This window comes from Streptomyces zaehneri (genome assembly GCF_032248645.1).
Classification (GTDB): Bacteria; Actinomycetota; Actinomycetes; order Streptomycetales; family Streptomycetaceae; genus Streptomyces; species Streptomyces coriariae.
The window spans coordinates 150,720-166,148 of record NZ_JASTTJ010000022.1 but is presented as its reverse complement, the minus strand read 5'-3'; the positions used below and the strand labels follow the sequence as shown (position 1 = coordinate 166,148).

At 73.0% G+C, this 15,429-nt stretch carries 14 protein-coding genes; 7 read left to right on the top strand and 7 right to left on the bottom strand.

What is annotated here, in order from left to right; genetic code table 11:
• Positions 1-117: 117 nt before the first annotated feature.
• From QQM72_RS30910 to QQM72_RS30900, 3 genes are read right to left on the bottom strand one after another with little or no spacing between them, the layout of a single operon-like run.
• Positions 118-1,593, bottom strand: coding sequence for a hypothetical protein (locus tag QQM72_RS30910; RefSeq protein ID WP_314224129.1), 1,476 nt, complete (start codon positions 1,591-1,593; stop codon positions 118-120).
• 31 nt (positions 1,594-1,624) lie between these two features.
• The gene (locus tag QQM72_RS30905; RefSeq protein ID WP_314224150.1) at positions 1,625-2,257 is read right to left on the bottom strand and encodes a response regulator transcription factor; all 633 of its coding nucleotides are present in this window, start codon (positions 2,255-2,257) and stop codon (positions 1,625-1,627) included.
• 29 nt (positions 2,258-2,286) lie between these two features.
• A complete protein-coding gene (locus QQM72_RS30900; RefSeq protein WP_314224128.1) occupies positions 2,287-3,792 on the bottom strand; it encodes a sensor histidine kinase in 1,506 nt (501 codons plus the stop codon).
• Between the two features lie 333 nt (positions 3,793-4,125).
• Here QQM72_RS30900 and QQM72_RS30895 point away from each other — a divergent pair, with 333 nt between their 5' ends.
• The 3 genes from QQM72_RS30895 (at position 4,126) to QQM72_RS30885 (ending at position 7,227) form a co-directional block, all read left to right on the top strand.
• Positions 4,126-4,983, top strand: coding sequence for a MaoC/PaaZ C-terminal domain-containing protein (locus QQM72_RS30895; protein ID WP_314224127.1), 858 nt, complete (start codon positions 4,126-4,128; stop codon positions 4,981-4,983).
• A gap of 204 nt (positions 4,984-5,187) precedes the next feature.
• Entirely contained in the window at positions 5,188-6,264 is a 1,077-nt protein-coding gene (locus QQM72_RS30890) for a Zn-dependent alcohol dehydrogenase (protein WP_314224126.1), read from the top strand.
• A gap of 15 nt (positions 6,265-6,279) precedes the next feature.
• Positions 6,280-7,227: a 3-oxoacyl-ACP reductase gene (locus QQM72_RS30885; RefSeq protein WP_314224125.1), complete on the top strand. Its 948-nt coding sequence runs from the start codon at positions 6,280-6,282 to the stop codon at positions 7,225-7,227.
• 177 nt (positions 7,228-7,404) lie between these two features.
• On the opposite strand, the gene QQM72_RS30880 is transcribed toward QQM72_RS30885, so the two are convergent.
• On the bottom strand, positions 7,405-7,599 hold the full coding sequence (locus tag QQM72_RS30880) for a hypothetical protein (RefSeq protein ID WP_020126829.1): 195 nt from the start codon (positions 7,597-7,599) through the stop codon (positions 7,405-7,407).
• Positions 7,600-7,696: 97 nt separating this feature from the next.
• The gene (locus tag QQM72_RS30875; protein WP_314224124.1) at positions 7,697-9,163 is read right to left on the bottom strand and encodes a hypothetical protein; all 1,467 of its coding nucleotides are present in this window, start codon (positions 9,161-9,163) and stop codon (positions 7,697-7,699) included.
• Between the two features lie 223 nt (positions 9,164-9,386).
• Between QQM72_RS30875 and QQM72_RS30870 the strand changes: the two genes are divergently transcribed.
• The 3 genes from QQM72_RS30870 to QQM72_RS30860 all read left to right on the top strand — a co-directional run bounded on the left by QQM72_RS30870 (position 9,387) and on the right by QQM72_RS30860 (position 12,671).
• Positions 9,387-10,262 carry a Nif3-like dinuclear metal center hexameric protein gene (locus QQM72_RS30870; protein ID WP_314224123.1) on the top strand — a complete coding sequence of 292 codons (876 nt, stop codon included), beginning with the start codon at positions 9,387-9,389 and terminating at the stop codon, positions 10,260-10,262.
• Positions 10,259-11,002 (top strand): zinc ribbon domain-containing protein, encoded by a 744-nt coding sequence (locus QQM72_RS30865; protein WP_314224149.1) that lies wholly within the window; start codon positions 10,259-10,261, stop codon positions 11,000-11,002. The genes QQM72_RS30870 and QQM72_RS30865 overlap by 4 nt, the downstream gene beginning before the upstream one ends.
• Before the next feature lie 208 nt (positions 11,003-11,210).
• Positions 11,211-12,671 carry a bifunctional RNase H/acid phosphatase gene (locus QQM72_RS30860; RefSeq protein WP_314224122.1) on the top strand — a complete coding sequence of 487 codons (1,461 nt, stop codon included), beginning with the start codon at positions 11,211-11,213 and terminating at the stop codon, positions 12,669-12,671.
• Here QQM72_RS30860 and eda read toward each other — a convergent pair.
• Together eda and yaaA are read right to left on the bottom strand one after the other, a co-directional pair.
• Positions 12,643-13,305, bottom strand: a complete 663-nt coding sequence (eda, locus tag QQM72_RS30855; protein WP_314224121.1) for a bifunctional 4-hydroxy-2-oxoglutarate aldolase/2-dehydro-3-deoxy-phosphogluconate aldolase — start codon at positions 13,303-13,305, stop codon at positions 12,643-12,645. The genes QQM72_RS30860 and eda overlap by 29 nt on opposite strands.
• 163 nt (positions 13,306-13,468) lie before the next feature.
• Positions 13,469-14,260 carry a peroxide stress protein YaaA gene (yaaA, locus tag QQM72_RS30850; RefSeq protein WP_314224120.1) on the bottom strand — a complete coding sequence of 264 codons (792 nt, stop codon included), beginning with the start codon at positions 14,258-14,260 and terminating at the stop codon, positions 13,469-13,471.
• Between the two features lie 331 nt (positions 14,261-14,591).
• Here yaaA and QQM72_RS30845 point away from each other — a divergent pair, with 331 nt between their 5' ends.
• Positions 14,592-15,413 (top strand): helix-turn-helix domain-containing protein, encoded by an 822-nt coding sequence (locus QQM72_RS30845; RefSeq protein WP_314224119.1) that lies wholly within the window; start codon positions 14,592-14,594, stop codon positions 15,411-15,413.
• Positions 15,414-15,429 lie beyond the last annotated feature (16 nt).

Genomic DNA, 15,429 nt, shown 5'->3' with positions numbered 1-15,429 from the left:
CGGAGGTCATACCGCCGGGCGGGGGGCGCGCTCAGGGCCGGGGGAGTGCTCAGGATCGGGGGAGTGCTCAGGGCCGGGGGCGACGGTGGCGGGTGGCGCTCAGGACCGGGGCAGCGTTCACGACGCTGTGGCGTTGCGGCGGCGACGGCGGTACACCGCTGCCAGGAGGGCGACGGCCAGGACACCCGCGGTCCACGCCCAGGGGTGACCGAAGAGGACGCGGTAGGGCGGAGCGGGCGAGGCGTCGAGCGGGATGACGGCGATGTCGTTGGCCGGGGTGCGGTCGAACGGGTTGTACGTGCGGACGGTGCCCTGCGCGCCCGGCACCTGACGGTCGATACGGATGTGGAAGTCGATCGCGGTCGTGCCCCCCTCGTGCCGTACTTCGTAGAACCGGTCGTAGCCGATCTCGCAGACGAACGCGCCCCCCGGCTTCTGTGGTCGCTCGCAGGCCCACTTCCCGCCGTCCTCCTCGAAGGTGTACGGGATCGAGGTGACCGTGGTGCCCTCCGGCGGGACCACCTCGAAACGGCCCAGCTCCTCGTCGTCCCGCACCCGGCCGGGACCGAGGTCCTCCAGTCCGAGCCGCACCCTCACCGTGTCGCCCACCCGCCCCCGCACGGTCGCGGTGACCGGACGGTAGTCGGCCTGCACGGTGGTGGTGATCCCGAGTCTGCCGTGACTGTCGTCGAAGTTCTGGGCCGCCGTGCGGACCAGGGTGAGCGGGGAGCCGGTCCCGCGCACGGTGTGATCGGCGGGGCGGGCCGCAGGCGACGACCAGGTGTAGGTCACCTCACCGGTCAGCCTCCCGGGCGGCGTGACCGTGTAGACCAGCGGCGCGCTGGTCCGGTAGGCGGCGCCCGCCGCGGCCTTCGTGGGGAAGGCGCACCAGGCGGAGGTGGGCGCGCGGCCCGCGTAGAAGCAGTTGCTGTGCAGGGCGGTCAGCGTCACCCCCTCCGACACGTCGACCTGGAGGGCGACGCCCGCCTTCGTGGGGAAACGGGTGTTGTTGGCCAACCGTGCCGTCACGTTCGCGGACTTTCCCGGTGCCAGCCCGCTCACGCCCTCCTCCTGCCCCGGCGCGGTCAGCGTCGGACCGCCCACGGTCATCCGGGTGGTGCCGGTGATGGTGGGCGCGTTGTCGGCGGTCGCGGTGTAGGTCACCGTCCCGCTGTCGCCCGGTTCGACACCGTCCACCCCGAGGAGGGAGAGGGGTGTGTAGCTCTCGCCGTCGCCGTTCTGCAAGGTGCCGTATTCGCATGTGTAGACGGCGCCCTCCGCCGGGCACGTGTCGCTGTGCGCGAGCCGGGCGACGCCCTTCAGCCCCGACGCGTCCACGACCACCCGGACGTTGCGGGCCGGTTCGCCGCCCTTGCTCGGCTCGACGTGGACCGGGACGGCGAAGCTGCCGTTCGGGGCCGCCCCGGCCCCCTGGTCGGCGTTGTACATGACGAAGCTCTCGGCGGTCTCGAACCGCATCACGACCTGCTTGGAGCCGTCGGCCGCGGCGGGCGCCACCGCGGTGGCGAACAGTGCCGCGACACTCGCCGCCAGCGCGGCCGGACGCCTGAGGACCCGTATCGGTAAGGACATGCGGGCACTATGCCAGCGGCGGTCCGGACCTCTACAGCCAGCCCTGCTGCCGAGCCTCCCGCATCGCCTCCATGCGGTTGCGGGTGCCCGTCTTCCCGATCGCGGAGGACAGGTAGTTGCGGACCGTGGACTCCGACAGGTGCAGCCTGGCCGCGATGTCGGAGACGGTCGCGCCGTCCACGGAGGCCTTCAGGACGTCGCACTCGCGGGCGGTGAGCGGGTTCGGGCCGGCGCTCAGCGCGGCGGCGGCCAGCGCCGGGTCCACGACCGTCTCGCCGGCCAGCACCCGGCGGATCGCCGCCGCCAGCTCCTCCACCGGGCCGTCCTTGACCAGGAACCCCGAGGCCCCGGCCTCCATGGCCCGGCGCAGATAGCCGGGCCGGCCGAACGTGGTCAGGATCAGCACCCGGCAGCCGGGCGCCTGGTCGCGCAGCTCGACGGCCGCATCGAGACCGCTGATGCCGGGGAGTTCGATGTCGAGGAGCGCGACGTCCGGCCGATGGAGGAGGGCGGCGTCCACGATCGCGTCCCCGGTGCCCACCTGCGCGACGACCTCGATGTCGGCCTCCAGCCCCAGCAGCAGGGCCAGCGCCCCGCGCATCATCCCCTGGTCCTCCGCGAGCAGCACCCTGATGGACTTGGTGGGGCGGTTGTCGCGGGGCATCTCGTTCACGGGCCAACCCGGCATCTCGGTCACGGGCCCAGGTTAGGGCCGGCGGCCACGGACGGCACGATGTCCGCGGGAGGCGCGGCCGTGGTGGGCTGCGCGGCCGCCGGGGACCGCATCCCTTCGCCTTCGGCGGCGTGGCCGGTGGTGTCGCTGGTGCCCTCGCCGGTGGCGGCACCGGTCTCGGTGCTGGTGCTGGTGTCCACCGGCCCGGCGACGGTGGCGGTGCCCGGGTGTGACATCGGGAGTTCGACCGGCAGTTCCGCCGTGACCGTGAAGCCGCCGCGTGGTCCCGGGCCCGCCGTCAGGGTGCCGCCCGCCGCCGCCAGGCGTTCGCGCAGGCCGGTGAGTCCGGTGCCGCCGCCCGGCGCGCAGCAGCTGTCGCCGCCCGTGTCACCGTGGTCGCAGTCGCCTCCTCCTCCACTGCCGCCGCCGTCGTCCGTCACCGTCAGCCGGACCCGCTCCGGGGTGCCCGAGACGGTGATCCCGCAGTGGCTCGCGTCACTGTGCCGGACGACGTTGGTGACCGCCTCGCGGACCACCCAGCCGAGCAGGGCCGCGGTCCTCGGATCCGGCGGCGGCCCCGACCGGCTCACCGACGGTTCGACGCCCGCCGCCGTCAGAGCCGAGCGGGCCCGGTCCAGCTCGCCGGCCAGGCTGCCCTCGCGGTAGCCGGTGACCGCCTCGCGGATCTCGGTCAGCGCCTGGCGGCCCACCGCCTCGATGTCGGTGACCTGGGAGAGCGCCGCGTCCATGTCGCGCGGTGCCAGCCGCCGGGCCGCCTCCGACTTCACCACGATCACCGACAGGGTGTGGCCGAGCAGGTCGTGCAGGTCGCGGGAGAAGCGCAGCCGCTCCTCCTCCACCGCCCGCCGGGCGAGTTCCTCACGGGCGGCGCGCAGCTCCCGTACGGCCTCGGAGAGGGAGAGGATCGCGGCCGTCACCATCGTCGAGATCCAGGTGGCGTAGGCGATGGTGAGGCCGTCCCAGCCGTCGCGCACACAGGCGACCGCGCCCGCCAGGACGGCGACGGCGGTACCGATGCTCCGCAGTTGGGGGCCGCGCAGCACTGCGCCCGTCGCGAGGCCGAACAGCGGAAGGAAGAGCAGCCAGCTGCCGCCGTAGCCGAGGGCGAGTCCGCAGGTCACGAAGCCCAGCAGCACCAGTGCCACCCGCGTGGAGGTCGCCTCGCGGGCCTCCTTCACGAAAGCGCGGAAAGCGACGTAGATGTAGAGCGAGTTGAACGCCAGCAGGCCCAGACTGCCGATCCACGGGTTGGCGTCGCCCTGGAAGAGGTTGGAGAACGCGCCCATCCCCATCAGCAGCCACGGCAGCAGCGTGAAGCCGCTGGCCGGCGGACCCGGCTCCTCGGGAATCCGCCCGGCCCCGCGGGCGTTGCGGTGGTCGGCCTTGAAGGGCTCCTTGTCCGCTCTCCAGTGCCGCCGGTGCTCCCGTGCCGTACGGAACACCGAGCGCCAGGCGTCCCGGCGGCAGGCCGCCGCGTGGTGCCGGTCCTCGAATGACCTGGTCATATGTCCGTCCCCCGTTTCCGCGTCTTCCACGGTCGTGTGCCTGTCTTCGACGCTACGTTTCCGGGCCCGCTCGCGGCAGTGCCGGATGTACGCGGTCGGGCAGGACAAATGTCATCGGCACCCGTTTCTGACATGCCGTCAGGTGTCTTCACAACTTCCGGGGCCTGGGCTATACAGGGGGTCGCCGCACTGGAACGCGTTCTAGATCCGTTCTGGGTAGGGCGGGTTCCGCGGCCCCGTGACGGCCTCGGTGCGGCCGATCGGTGCGGACGGCCGTGCCGAGGTCTTGGAACGATGCGATCGATCCGATCGATCCGAGCGATCAGGAGCTCCATGCCCATCGACGCAGCCAAGGCACTCGCCGCCGAACCCCGGACCGGCGAGATCACCTGGGACCGCCGGGACGTCCAGCTGTACCACCTCGGCATCGGCGCGGGCGTCCCGGCCACCGACCCCGACGAACTGCGCTACACGCTGGAGTCCCGGCTGCACGTCCTGCCGAGCTTCGCCACCGTCGCCGGTTCCGGCTCGCCCGGCGTGATCAGCGGACTGTCCATGCCCGGCGTCGAGGTCGATCTCGCCCGTGTCCTGCACGGCGGCCAGCGCCTGGAGATCCACCGTCCCATTCCGGTGACCGGCCGGGCGACCGCCACCGGACGCATCGCCGCCGTGTACGACAAGGGCAAGGCCGCCGTCCTCGTCATGCGCACCGAGGTCGCCGACGCGGACGGGCCGCTGTGGACCAACGACGCCCAGATCTTCGTCCGGGGAGAAGGCGGCTGGGGCGGCGACCGGGGCCCCTCCGCCCGGCTCGAGCCGCCCTCCGGTGAGCCCGACAAGGTGGTCGAACGGACCGTCCGCGAGGACCAGGCCCTGCTCTACCGCCTCTCCGGCGACTACAACCCGCTGCACGCCGACCCGGAGTTCGCGAAACTCGCCGGATTCGACCGGCCCATCCTGCACGGCCTGTGCACCTACGGCATCACGCTCAAGGCGGTCGTCGACACGCTGCTCGACGGCGACGTCGGCCGGGTGCGCGGCTACGCCACGCGCTTCGCCGGTGTGGTGTTCCCGGGCGAGACCCTGCGGATCCGCATGTGGCGCGGGGAAGGCGCCGTCCGGGTGGCCGTGAGCGCCGTACAACGGGACGACGCGCCCGTCCTCGCCGACACGCTCGTCGAACACTCCTGAACCACCCGGATTACCGGGACCATCCGAACCACCTGAACCACCGGGACCATCCGAACCACCGGGACCATCCGAACCACCTGAACCACCGGGACCACCGGGACTGCCGGAACCATCCGGACCGCCGGAACCACCTCCGGTCCAGCAACAGCTGAATTCACCTCCACAACCGCCCAGCATCCGAGGGGACCCGAGGGGAGCCGCACCATGCGCGCAGCCGTACTGCACGAGATCGGCCAGGACAAGCTGGAGGTCCTCGACGACGTCGAGGCGGTGGGCTTCGGCCCCGGACGGGTCAGGATCCGGGTGCGGGCCACGGGCCTGTGCCACTCGGACCTGTCCGCGATGGGCGGGGTGCTCCCGCAGCCCGCGCCCTTCGTGCCCGGTCACGAGGGTGCGGGCGAGGTCCTGGAGGTGGGGGAGGGCGTCACCCGGGTGAAGCCCGGTGACCGGGTCGTCGTCTGCTGGCTGCCGGCCTGCGGGGCGTGTCCCGCGTGCAAGCGCGGCCAGACCGAACTGTGCCTGGCCGGGTTCATGAACGCGGGCACGCCCAACTTCCGTCGCCCCGGCGGAGACGTCTTCGGTTTCGCCGGCACCGGAACCTTCGCCGAGGAGGTCGTGGTCGACGCGGGCTGCGCGGTCCCGATCCCCGACGACGTCCCCTTCGACATCGCCGCGCTCATCGGCTGCGGAGTGACCACGGGCCTGGGCGCCGCCCTCAACACCGCTGATGTGGAAGCCGGTTCGTCGGTCGCCGTCATCGGCTGCGGCGGCGTCGGCATCTCCGCGATCCAGGGCGCACGGCTCAAGGGCGCCGCCGAGATCGTCGCCGTCGACCCGGTCGCCTCGCGCCGGGAGGCCGCCCTCGAGTTCGGCGCCACGAAGGCCGTCTCGCCGGACGAGCTGCCCGGAGCGAAGCAACTGGTCACCGGAGGCGAGGGGTTCGACTACGTCTTCGAGGTCGTCGGCCGCTCCGCCACCGCCCGCACCGCGTACGACAACACCCGGCGCGGCGGCACCCTCGTCGTCGTCGGCGCGGGCGCCCTGGACGACTTCCTCCAGCTCAACATGTTCGAGCTGTTCTTCGACGAGAAGCGGATCCTGCCCTCGATGTACGGCGGCGGGGACGTCCTGCGCTCCTACGAGCGGACGATAGCCCTGTGGCGGGCCGGCCGGATCGACCTGTCGAGCCTGATCACCCACCGCGTGGCGCTCACCGAGATCAACGAGGCGCTGGACCAGATGCGTACCGGGGCGGCGCTCCGTACGTGCATAGAGATCTGAGGGGTGACCGTCCGGATGGCAATGCCACTTGAGGGGCTGGCCGCGATCGTCACCGGTGCCGGGCGCGGTCTCGGCCGGGCCGAGGCGCTGGAGCTGGCGCGGCTGGGCGCGGCCGTCGTCGTCAACGACTACGGCCAGCCCGGCCGGGACGGGTCGGGCGAGGCGTCGGCCGGTCCCGCCGAGGAGGTCGCGCGGGAGATCCGGTCGGCCGGCGGCACCGCGCTCGTCCACACCGGGGACGTCTCCGACTTCGAACAGGCGCGTGCGCTGGTCGAGTTGGCGATCGGCGAGTTCGGCAAGCTGGACATACTGGTCAACAACGCGGGTATCCTGCGCGACCGCATGGTCTTCTCGATGGCCGAGGAAGAGTGGGACGCGGTCGTCCGCGTCCACCTCAAAGGGCACTTCAACACGACCCGTTTCGCCGCCGCCCACTGGCGCGACCGGTCCAAGGCGGCGGGCGGTCCGGTGTACGGGCGGATCGTGAACACCTCCTCGGAGGCGTTTCTCGCGGGATCGGCCGGACAGCCCAACTACGCGGCGGCCAAAGGGGGAGTCGTCGGGCTGACGACGTCCACGGCGCTCGCGCTCGCCAAGTACGGGGTGACGGCCAACGCGATCTGCCCGCGCGCCCGCACCAGGATGACGGAGGATGTCTTCGCCGGGTTCGCACAGCCCGACGAGGGCGGCCTCGACCCGCTCGCACCCGAGCATGTGGCCCCGCTGGTCGGCTACTTGGCCTCGCCGGCCGCCGCTCGGATCAACGGACAGCTGCTCGTCGCGCACGGCGGCATGGTCGCCGTCGTCGAACGGCCCCGGGTAAGGGCGAAGTTCGACAGCAAGGAGGACGTGTTCGGCTACGAGGAGCTGGACGCCGTCCTCGGCGCACACTTCGCGGACCGGCCCCGGGAGGAGACGTTCGCCGCAGCGGAGGTGCTGGGACTACGGCGAGGGCACGAGTGACGCAGGAGTAGCGCAGGAGTATGGGCAGGGGCAGGGGCAGGGGCAGGGGCAGGGGTGTGGGCGGGGGCGGGGGCAGGGGCGAGGGCGAGGGAAGAGACAGGAGGCAGGAGCGGAGATGCGTAAAGGGGCTCCGGTCGTCCGTGGACGATCGGAGCCCCTTCGGTGTACGGCGTAACGTCAGACAGTTGCCTCGGCCCTGTCCTGGGCCCAACCGTCGGCCCAGCTGTCGGCCCTGTTCTCGGCCGGCTTGCGGTGCCGGCCGTGTGGGGCCGAGTCACCGTCCTGGGACGAGACCGGGCCCCGGTGCCGGCCGTGGCCGGCCGCCTCCTGGGAGTCGGCGGACAGCGGCTGCCTGGTGCTTGTGTCGCTCATCGGAAGAATTCACCCCGTCAACATGATCTTTCTTTACAGCCGGGCGATTTTATCCGGCACACCGAGGGGCTGATCCAGGCGGCCACGCCAACCGCTGCTACTTCGTTACAAGTCGGCCGAGGGGGGCCTGTTGAAGGGGGACCGGACGCGCCACGGCGGGTGCCGGCCGCGGCGGTTCCTCGCATGGCGAGGCGCCTTCGGACGGCGACGGTGACGGCCCCGACGAAGGCGGTTCGGTGAGCGGCGCCGTCAGCGGCGCCACCCCGCACGGCTCCGCCTCCGTGGCGTACGGCAGCCGGAGAACGCCCTCCGGTGTCCACACTCCACTGCCGGCCAACCACCCTTCGGGTGCGCGGAGTTGATGCAGTCGACGGTCGGCCGGACGCCATACGCCCACCCAGGTGCCGAAGGAGCTGTCGATGCGGAGCGCCACCGCGCAGGCCTCGGGGACGAGCGCCTGGCCCGGCTGGCTCGCGAAGGGGGTGAGAGCGAGGTCCGGCGGGTGCAGCGACTCCGGGAAGCGGACCGGCAGCGTGCTGCCGAGGACTCCCCAGCCCAGCCGTGCCTCGCCCGGCGAGGGCGCGTCCGAGCGGATGAGCAGCAGGCCGCTGTCGGGGTCGGCGAGCAGCAGACGGTCGTCGCTGTCGGCGGCGATCTGCAGCAGGGGCGACACCTCGCCGCCGCGCTCCAGGTCCACGACGATCGTCTTGGTGCGACCGCCGACCTCCCGGTCCAGCGCGAGCATGCGGCCCGTACGGTCCAGCCAGACGCCGCCCGAGCAGCGGCCGGGGATCTCGGCGAGGTACTCGGGGCCGAAGGTGCCGCCCGCGACCAGCCACACGGTCGTCGTGCGGCGGCCGACGGCGAGGGCGTACGCGCGTTCACCGCACGGGGCCGGTGGGAGCAGGTGCAGCCGGGTGCCCTCGTCCGGGCACTCGACGGCGCCCAGCGGCAGCTCGCCCGTGCCGGGCCCGGTCGGATACAGCAGCGAGAACGCGTGCCGCCCCTCGATCGGCCGCCGGATCAGGACCCGGCCGTCCGCCATCGGCTGCACCTCGGTGCCTGGCTCCTCCGGTTGATTGCCGGGCAGCGGTACGGCGTACGGCTCGGGGCCGTCCAGGGTCCATCGCTCGGGGAACCAGGAGTCGCCGGCCCGCGTGAGCCGCGCGGCGTAGGCACCACCGGCCGTGATCACACAGTCCGCTGCCCGCCCACGGTCGACCGTGAACGGGTGGGGCGTGTGGCTGCCACGGTCATCCGTGAACGGGTGGGGCGTGTGGCTGCCACGGTCATCCGTGAACGGGTGGGGCGTGTGGCTGCCGCGATCATCCGTGAACGGGTGGGGCGTGTCGCCGCCACGGTCCTCCGTGATCCCACGGTCCTCAGGGATCACGTGATCCGATGTGATCATGTGATCCGCCGCGATCGCGTGAGCGGCCGTGATCGCCGGGCTCGCGTACTCCTCCGCGTGCTCCTCCGCGTATGGCGTGGGCTCGGCGGCGCCGTCCTCGGGGTCACTCCCGTCCGCAGCGGTGGGCTCGATCGCACAGGCCGGCATCGTCATCGTTCGGTCACCTCCGGCGACGAAGCTAGTTTTCGTACGCACGGAGGTGGGACCGCCAGGCGGCCTTCTTCCCTCATAAGAGTGGTGCAGAAGCGATTCGCCTGAGGGTGGTGGAAGGCGTGTGCATCGACCATCCGCTCACTCCCGGTCGGCGACCGAGGTGGCCGCGACGGCATCGGCGGCACCGGTACGGGCCGGTGAGACGGCCAGGTAGCCTTTCCCCGTGCCCCGTCTGTCTGAAGTCATCGCCGCGCTGGAGAACCTGTGGCCCGCCGAGCGGGCCGAGTCCTGGGACGCGGTCGGCACGGTCGTGGGTGACCCCGAGCAGGAGGTCACCCGGGTTCTGTTCGCCGTCGATCCCGTCCAGGAGATCGTCGAGGAAGCCGTCAAGCTCGGCGCCGGTCTGCTCGTCACCCACCATCCGCTGTATCTGCGCGGGACGACGACCGTCGCGGCCTCCACCTTCAAGGGCCGTGTCGTGCACACCCTCATCAAGAACGACATCGCCCTGCACGTCGCGCACACCAACGCGGACACCGCCGATCCCGGCGTGAGCGACGCCCTCGCCGGTGCGCTCGACCTGCGGGTCGTCCGCCCTCTCGTGCCGGACCCGAGCGACCCCGAGGGGCGGCGCGGCCTCGGCCGCGTCTGCGAGCTCGACCACCCGCTCACCGTCCGTGAGTTCGCCGCCCGTGCCGCCGAGCGACTGCCCGCCACCACGCAGGGCATCCGGGCGGCGGGCGACCCGGAGGCGCTGGTGCGGACCGTCGCCGTCAGCGGCGGCTCCGGCGACAGCCTGTTCGACCACGTTCGTGCGGCCGGCGTCGACGCCTTCCTCACCGCGGACCTGCGCCACCACCCGGTGTCGGAGTTCATCGCGGACCGCGCCCACGGCGCCCACCCGCCTCTCGCGCTGCTCGACGCGGCGCACTGGGCCACCGAGTGGCCCTGGTGCGAGCTGGCCGCCACCCAGCTCGACGAGATCTCCGACCGGCGGGGGTGGGGCCTGCGGGTCCATGTCTCCCGTACGGTCACCGACCCCTGGACGGCCCACGCGGCGTCCAACACCACCTCTAGCTCAATGGGAGCCCCCAACTGAACGCCGCGCCCGCCGACCAGATCCGACTCCTCGACGTCCAAGCCCTCGACGCCCGTCTCCAGCAGCTCGCCCACCTGCGGAGGTCCCTGCCCGAGCACGCCGAGATCGAGTCGCTGAACAAGGACCTCACGCAGCTGCGCGACCTCCTCGTCGCGGCGCAGACCGAGGAGAGCGACACCGCCCGCGAGCAGACCAAGGCCGAGCAGGACGTCGACCAGGTCCGTCAGCGCGCCGCCCGTGACCAGCAGCGGCTCGACTCCGGGGCCGTCACCTCGTCCAAGGACCTGGAGAACCTCCAGAGGGAGATCGTCTCCCTCGCCAAACGCCAGGGCGACCTCGAGGACATCGTCCTGGAGGTCATGGAGCGCCGAGAGAGCGCGCAGGAGCGCGCCGCCGAGCTGACCGAGCGGGTCGGCTCCGTCCAGGGGAAGATCGACGACGCCCTCGCGCGCCGGGACACGGCCCTGGAGGGTTTCGACAACGAGGCCGCCGGAGTCGCCAAGGAGCGCGAGGTCATCGCGGCCTCCGTGCCCGCCGATCTGCTCAAGCTCTACGAGAAGCTGCGCGAGCAGCAGGGTGGTGTCGGCGCGGCCAAGCTCTACCAGCGGACCTGCCAGGGCTGCCGCCAGGAGCTCGCCATCACCGAGCTGGCCGAGATCCGCAAGGCCCCGTCCGACACGGTCGTACGGTGCGAGAACTGCCGTCGCATCCTCGTGCGTACGTCCGAGTCGGGCCTGTAGTCGGTCCGTCGGTGAATCGGCCGTCGGCGCAGTCGGCAGTCCGTAGCCGGCAGTCGGTCGTCGGCGCAGCAGTCGGCCGTTGTTCGTCGTTCGTCGGCAGTCGGCAGTCGGCAGTCGGCAGTCGGCAGTCGGCAGTCGGCAGTCGGCAGTCGGCAGTCGGCCGACGGTAGTCAGTAGTCGGAGCCGGAGTCGGTAAGGGGCGTGCGTCGTGCGGGAGTTCATCGTCGAGGCCGACGGCGGGTCGCGGGGCAACCCGGGGCCCGCGGGCTACGGCAGTGTGGTGATCGACGCGGCGACGGGGGAGACGCTGGTCGAGCGCGCCGAGTACATCGGCGTCGCCACCAACAACGTGGCCGAGTACCGCGGGCTGGTGGCCGGTCTGCGCGCCGCCCGTGAGCTCGACCCGTCGGCCACGGTGCGGGTGCGCATGGACTCCAAGCTGGTCGTCGAGCAGATGTCGGGCCGCTGGAAGATCAAGCACCCCGACATGAAGCCGCTGGCCGCCGAGGCGGCCCGGATCCTCCCGCCCGGGCAGGTCACCTACGAGTGGATGCCGCGCGAGCGGAACAAGCACGCGGACCGTCTGGCGAACGAGGCGATGGACGCGGGCAAGCGGGGCGAGCAGTGGGACGCCGGGGCGTCGCGGGCCGAGCTCGGCGCCCGGGTCCCCGTGACCCCGGCCGCACCCGAGCCGTCCGGCCCGCCCGGCGACGCCACGGCGGGCGCGGCGAAGGCCCGCGAGGCCCTGGCCCGCTCCCGCCCGCCCGCCGATCCGGCCGCGGACACCGTCCAGGAGAGGGAGACGACGACCGACGCCGATCTCCGCGCCGCCCGCACGGTCGCCACCCCGGCTCCGATGCCGCCTTCGGCCCCGGCTCCGGCCCCGGCCCCGCCTTCGGCTCCTGCTCCTGCTCCTCCTCCTGCTTCGGATCGGGCGTCGTCCGCCTCTCCCGTTGACTCCGCCGCCGACCCGACCGCGGTCACACCCGCGGTCACCCCGGCAGCCACCCCCTCCGTCGGCTGGGGGGCGGCGCCCGATCTCGGGGCGCCCGCCACCTTCGTACTGCTGCGGCACGGCGAGACGCCGCTCACCCCGCAGAAGCGGTTCTCCGGCAGCGGCGGCACCGATCCCTCCCTCTCGGACGTCGGCCGGGAGCAGGCCGAGCGGGTCGCCGCCGCCCTCGCCCGGCGCGGGACCGTCCAGCACATCCTCGCCTCCCCGCTCGCCCGCACCCGCGAGACGGCCGCGGCCGTGGCCGCCCGCCTCGGCCTCGAGGTCACCGTCGAGGACGGACTGATCGAGACCGACTTCGGGGCCTGGGAGGGGCTGACCTTCGGCGAGGTCCGCGAGCGTCACCCCGACGACCTGAACGCGTGGCTGGCCGACCCGGAGGCCGAGCCGACCGGCGGCGGCGAGAGTTTCGCGGCGACGGCCACCCGGATCGCGGCCACCCGGGACAGACTGGTCGCGCAGTACGCCGGCCGCACGGTGCTGCTGGTCACCCATGTGACGCCGATCAAGACGTTCGTACGGCTCGCCCTGGGCGCCCCGTCCGAGTCGCTGTTCCGCATGGAACTGTCGGCGGCCTCACTGTCGGCGGTGGCCTACTACGCGGACGGCAACGCCAGCGTCCGGCTGTTCAACGACACGTCCCACCTGCGGTCCTGAGCAGCGAGGCGGCCCGCGCGAGCCCTTCGACGCGCGGCCAGTCCCGCGCCGCGACCGCGTCCGCCGGGACCATCCAACTCCCGCCCACGCAAACGACGTTGGGCAGGGAAAGGTACTCCGGCGCATTGTCCGGCCCGATCCCGCCGGTCGGGCAGAACCGGGCCTGCGGGAGCGGTCCGGCCAGTGACCTGAGGTAGGCCGTACCGCCCGCGGCCTGCGCCGGGAAGAACTTCATCTCCCGTACCCCGCGTTCCAGCAGTGCCACGACCTCCGACGTGGTCGACACCCCGGGCAGGAAGGGCAGCCCGGATGCCCGCATCGCCGTCAGCAGGGCGTCCGTCCAGCCGGGACTCACCAGGAACCGCGCGCCGGCCTCCCCGCACGCCGTCACCTGATCCGGCGTGATCACGGTCCCGGCCCCGACGACCGCCGCCGGGACCGACCCGGAGATCTCCCGGATCGCGTCGAGCGCGGCCGGTGTCCGCAGGGTCACCTCGATCGCGGGCAGCCCGCCCGCCACCAGCGCCCGCGCCAGCGGTACGGCGTCGGCGGCGTCCTCGACGACCACCACGGGTACGACCGGGGCCAGATCCAGTACCGAGGCAGCCGGAGAGGAGGGCAGGGGTGAGGTCATGTGCCTCATCCTGCCCCCGGTGCGCAAGCTGCGCAAAGGGCATTGCATATGCTGCAACGATGTCAGGGCGGTGCGTCAGGGGGGTCGGTCAGGGGGGCGGTCAGGGCGGTGCGCCTGGGCGGTGCGTCAGGGGGCGGTCAGGGTGGTCGGTCAGGGTGCTGCGTCAGTGCACCTCGTCCACCAGCACATCCAGGGTCCAGGCGGCTGCCCCGGCCTTCGCCCTGGCCGGCGCCTTCTCCTCGACCACGTATCCGAGGTCCCGCAGCGCCTCCACCAACTCGGCGGGACCCGCGGGGTCGATCCCCGCCGTCAGCAGACTCCGTACGATCCGGCCCTTGGTCGCCTTGTTGAAGTGGCTGACCACCTTCCGGGTCGGCGCGTGCAGCACCCGCACGCTCGCCGTCCGCCCCGCCACCTCACCCTTCGGCTTCCAGGGCGCCGCGTACGCCGCCGACCGCAGGTCCAGCACCAGCCCGTGCCCGGCCGCCTCGGGCAGCACGGACGCCATCGGCGCACGCCAGTACGCGCCCAGCGCCCCCAGCCCGGGCAGCTTCACCCCCATCGAGCAGCGGTAGGACGGGATCCGGTCCGTCACCCGGACGGCGCCCCACAGCCCCGAGAAGACGAGCAGCGACCTGGCGGCGCGCCTCTTGGCGGCCGCGTCGAGGGAGGCCAGGTCGAGGGCGTCGTACAGGACGCCCGTGTAGATCTCCCCGGCGGGCCGGGCGCCCGCCGTGCGCAGCTCCGTGTTCTTCGCGACCTCGCCGCGCAGCCCCTCGCTCAGCCCGAGCACCTCGCGCGCCTTGTCCTCGTCGGCCGCGCACAGCTCGACCAGCTCGTCGAGGACGGCCTCGCGCGCGGCGCCGAGCCCCGGCAGGGAGAGCGCCTCCGGCTTGAGCGGGGCGCCACGCCCAAAGGACGCCTTGCCTTCGGAGGGCGGCAGCAGGACAAGCACGGGAAGTCTCCTTCAATAGAGCTCTGCTGCGACAGCGTACGACGTGCCACGAGTCCCCCTGCCGGGGTCCGTACCTGCCCGGCACGGCCCGTCCGCCGGCCCGCCGCCTGCCCCGCACCGCCCGTCCGCCGGCCCGCCGCCTGCCCCGCACCGCCCGTCCGCCGGCCCGCCGCCTGCCCCACACCGCCCGTCCGCCGGCCCGCCGCCTGCCCGCCCCGCTCGACCGCCGGCTCGCCCGGCACCCGCCCGACGGCATGAAACCGGGGCCGAAGGAGTTGCAGCCATAGAGGCACGGACAGGGTCACATGGCGGGGTCACACGGGGGTGGCGAGTGAGTCGTGAGCAGGCGTTGTGGACCAGAGCCCGGCTGGGGCGCTGCGGCCCGCCCCTGGACCTCCTCACCGCGCGCTTCGACCGGCACGTCTACGCCCCGCACGCCCACGAGGAGTTCACCGTCGGCGTCTGCGTGGGCGGATCGGAGATCATCGCCTACCGCGGCGGCCACATCCGTACCGGTCCCGGCTCCATCGTCGTCCTGGCCCCCGGCGAGACGCACACCGGCGGCCCGGGCAACGACACCGACGGCTACGCCTACCGCGCCCTGTACGCCGGCCCCTCCCTCCTCGCCGAAGGCACCCTCGGCGGAGTGCCGCACTTCCGTGAGCCCCTCCTCGACGACCCGGAACTGGCCGCCGCCCTGCGCCGGACGCACACCGAACTGGCCGCCTGCCCCGACCCGCTGGAGGCCGAGTCCCGCTTCCCCTGGCTGCTGACGGCCCTCGCCCGACGCCACTCCACGGCCCGGCCGGTGTGCGACACGATCCCCGGCGCCGAACACCTCACGCACGCCGTCCGCACCCGCCTCGCCGACGAACTCCTCGCCCCGCCCTCGCTTGCCGACCTCGCGGCGGACCTCGGCCTGTCCCGCTACCAGCTCCTGCGCGCGTTCCGTACGACGACCGGCATGCCGCCTTACGCCTGGCTCGCCCAGTACCGGGTGACCCGGGCCCGCGGCCTGCTGGAGTCCGGGATGCGTCCCGCGGAGGTCGCCGCCCTCGTCGGCTTCGCGGACCAGGCCCATCTGACCCGCTGGTTCCGCCGCGTGCTGGGCGTGACCCCGGCCGCGTACCGCAACAGCGTTCAAGACACCTGACCGGGCCCGGCCGACA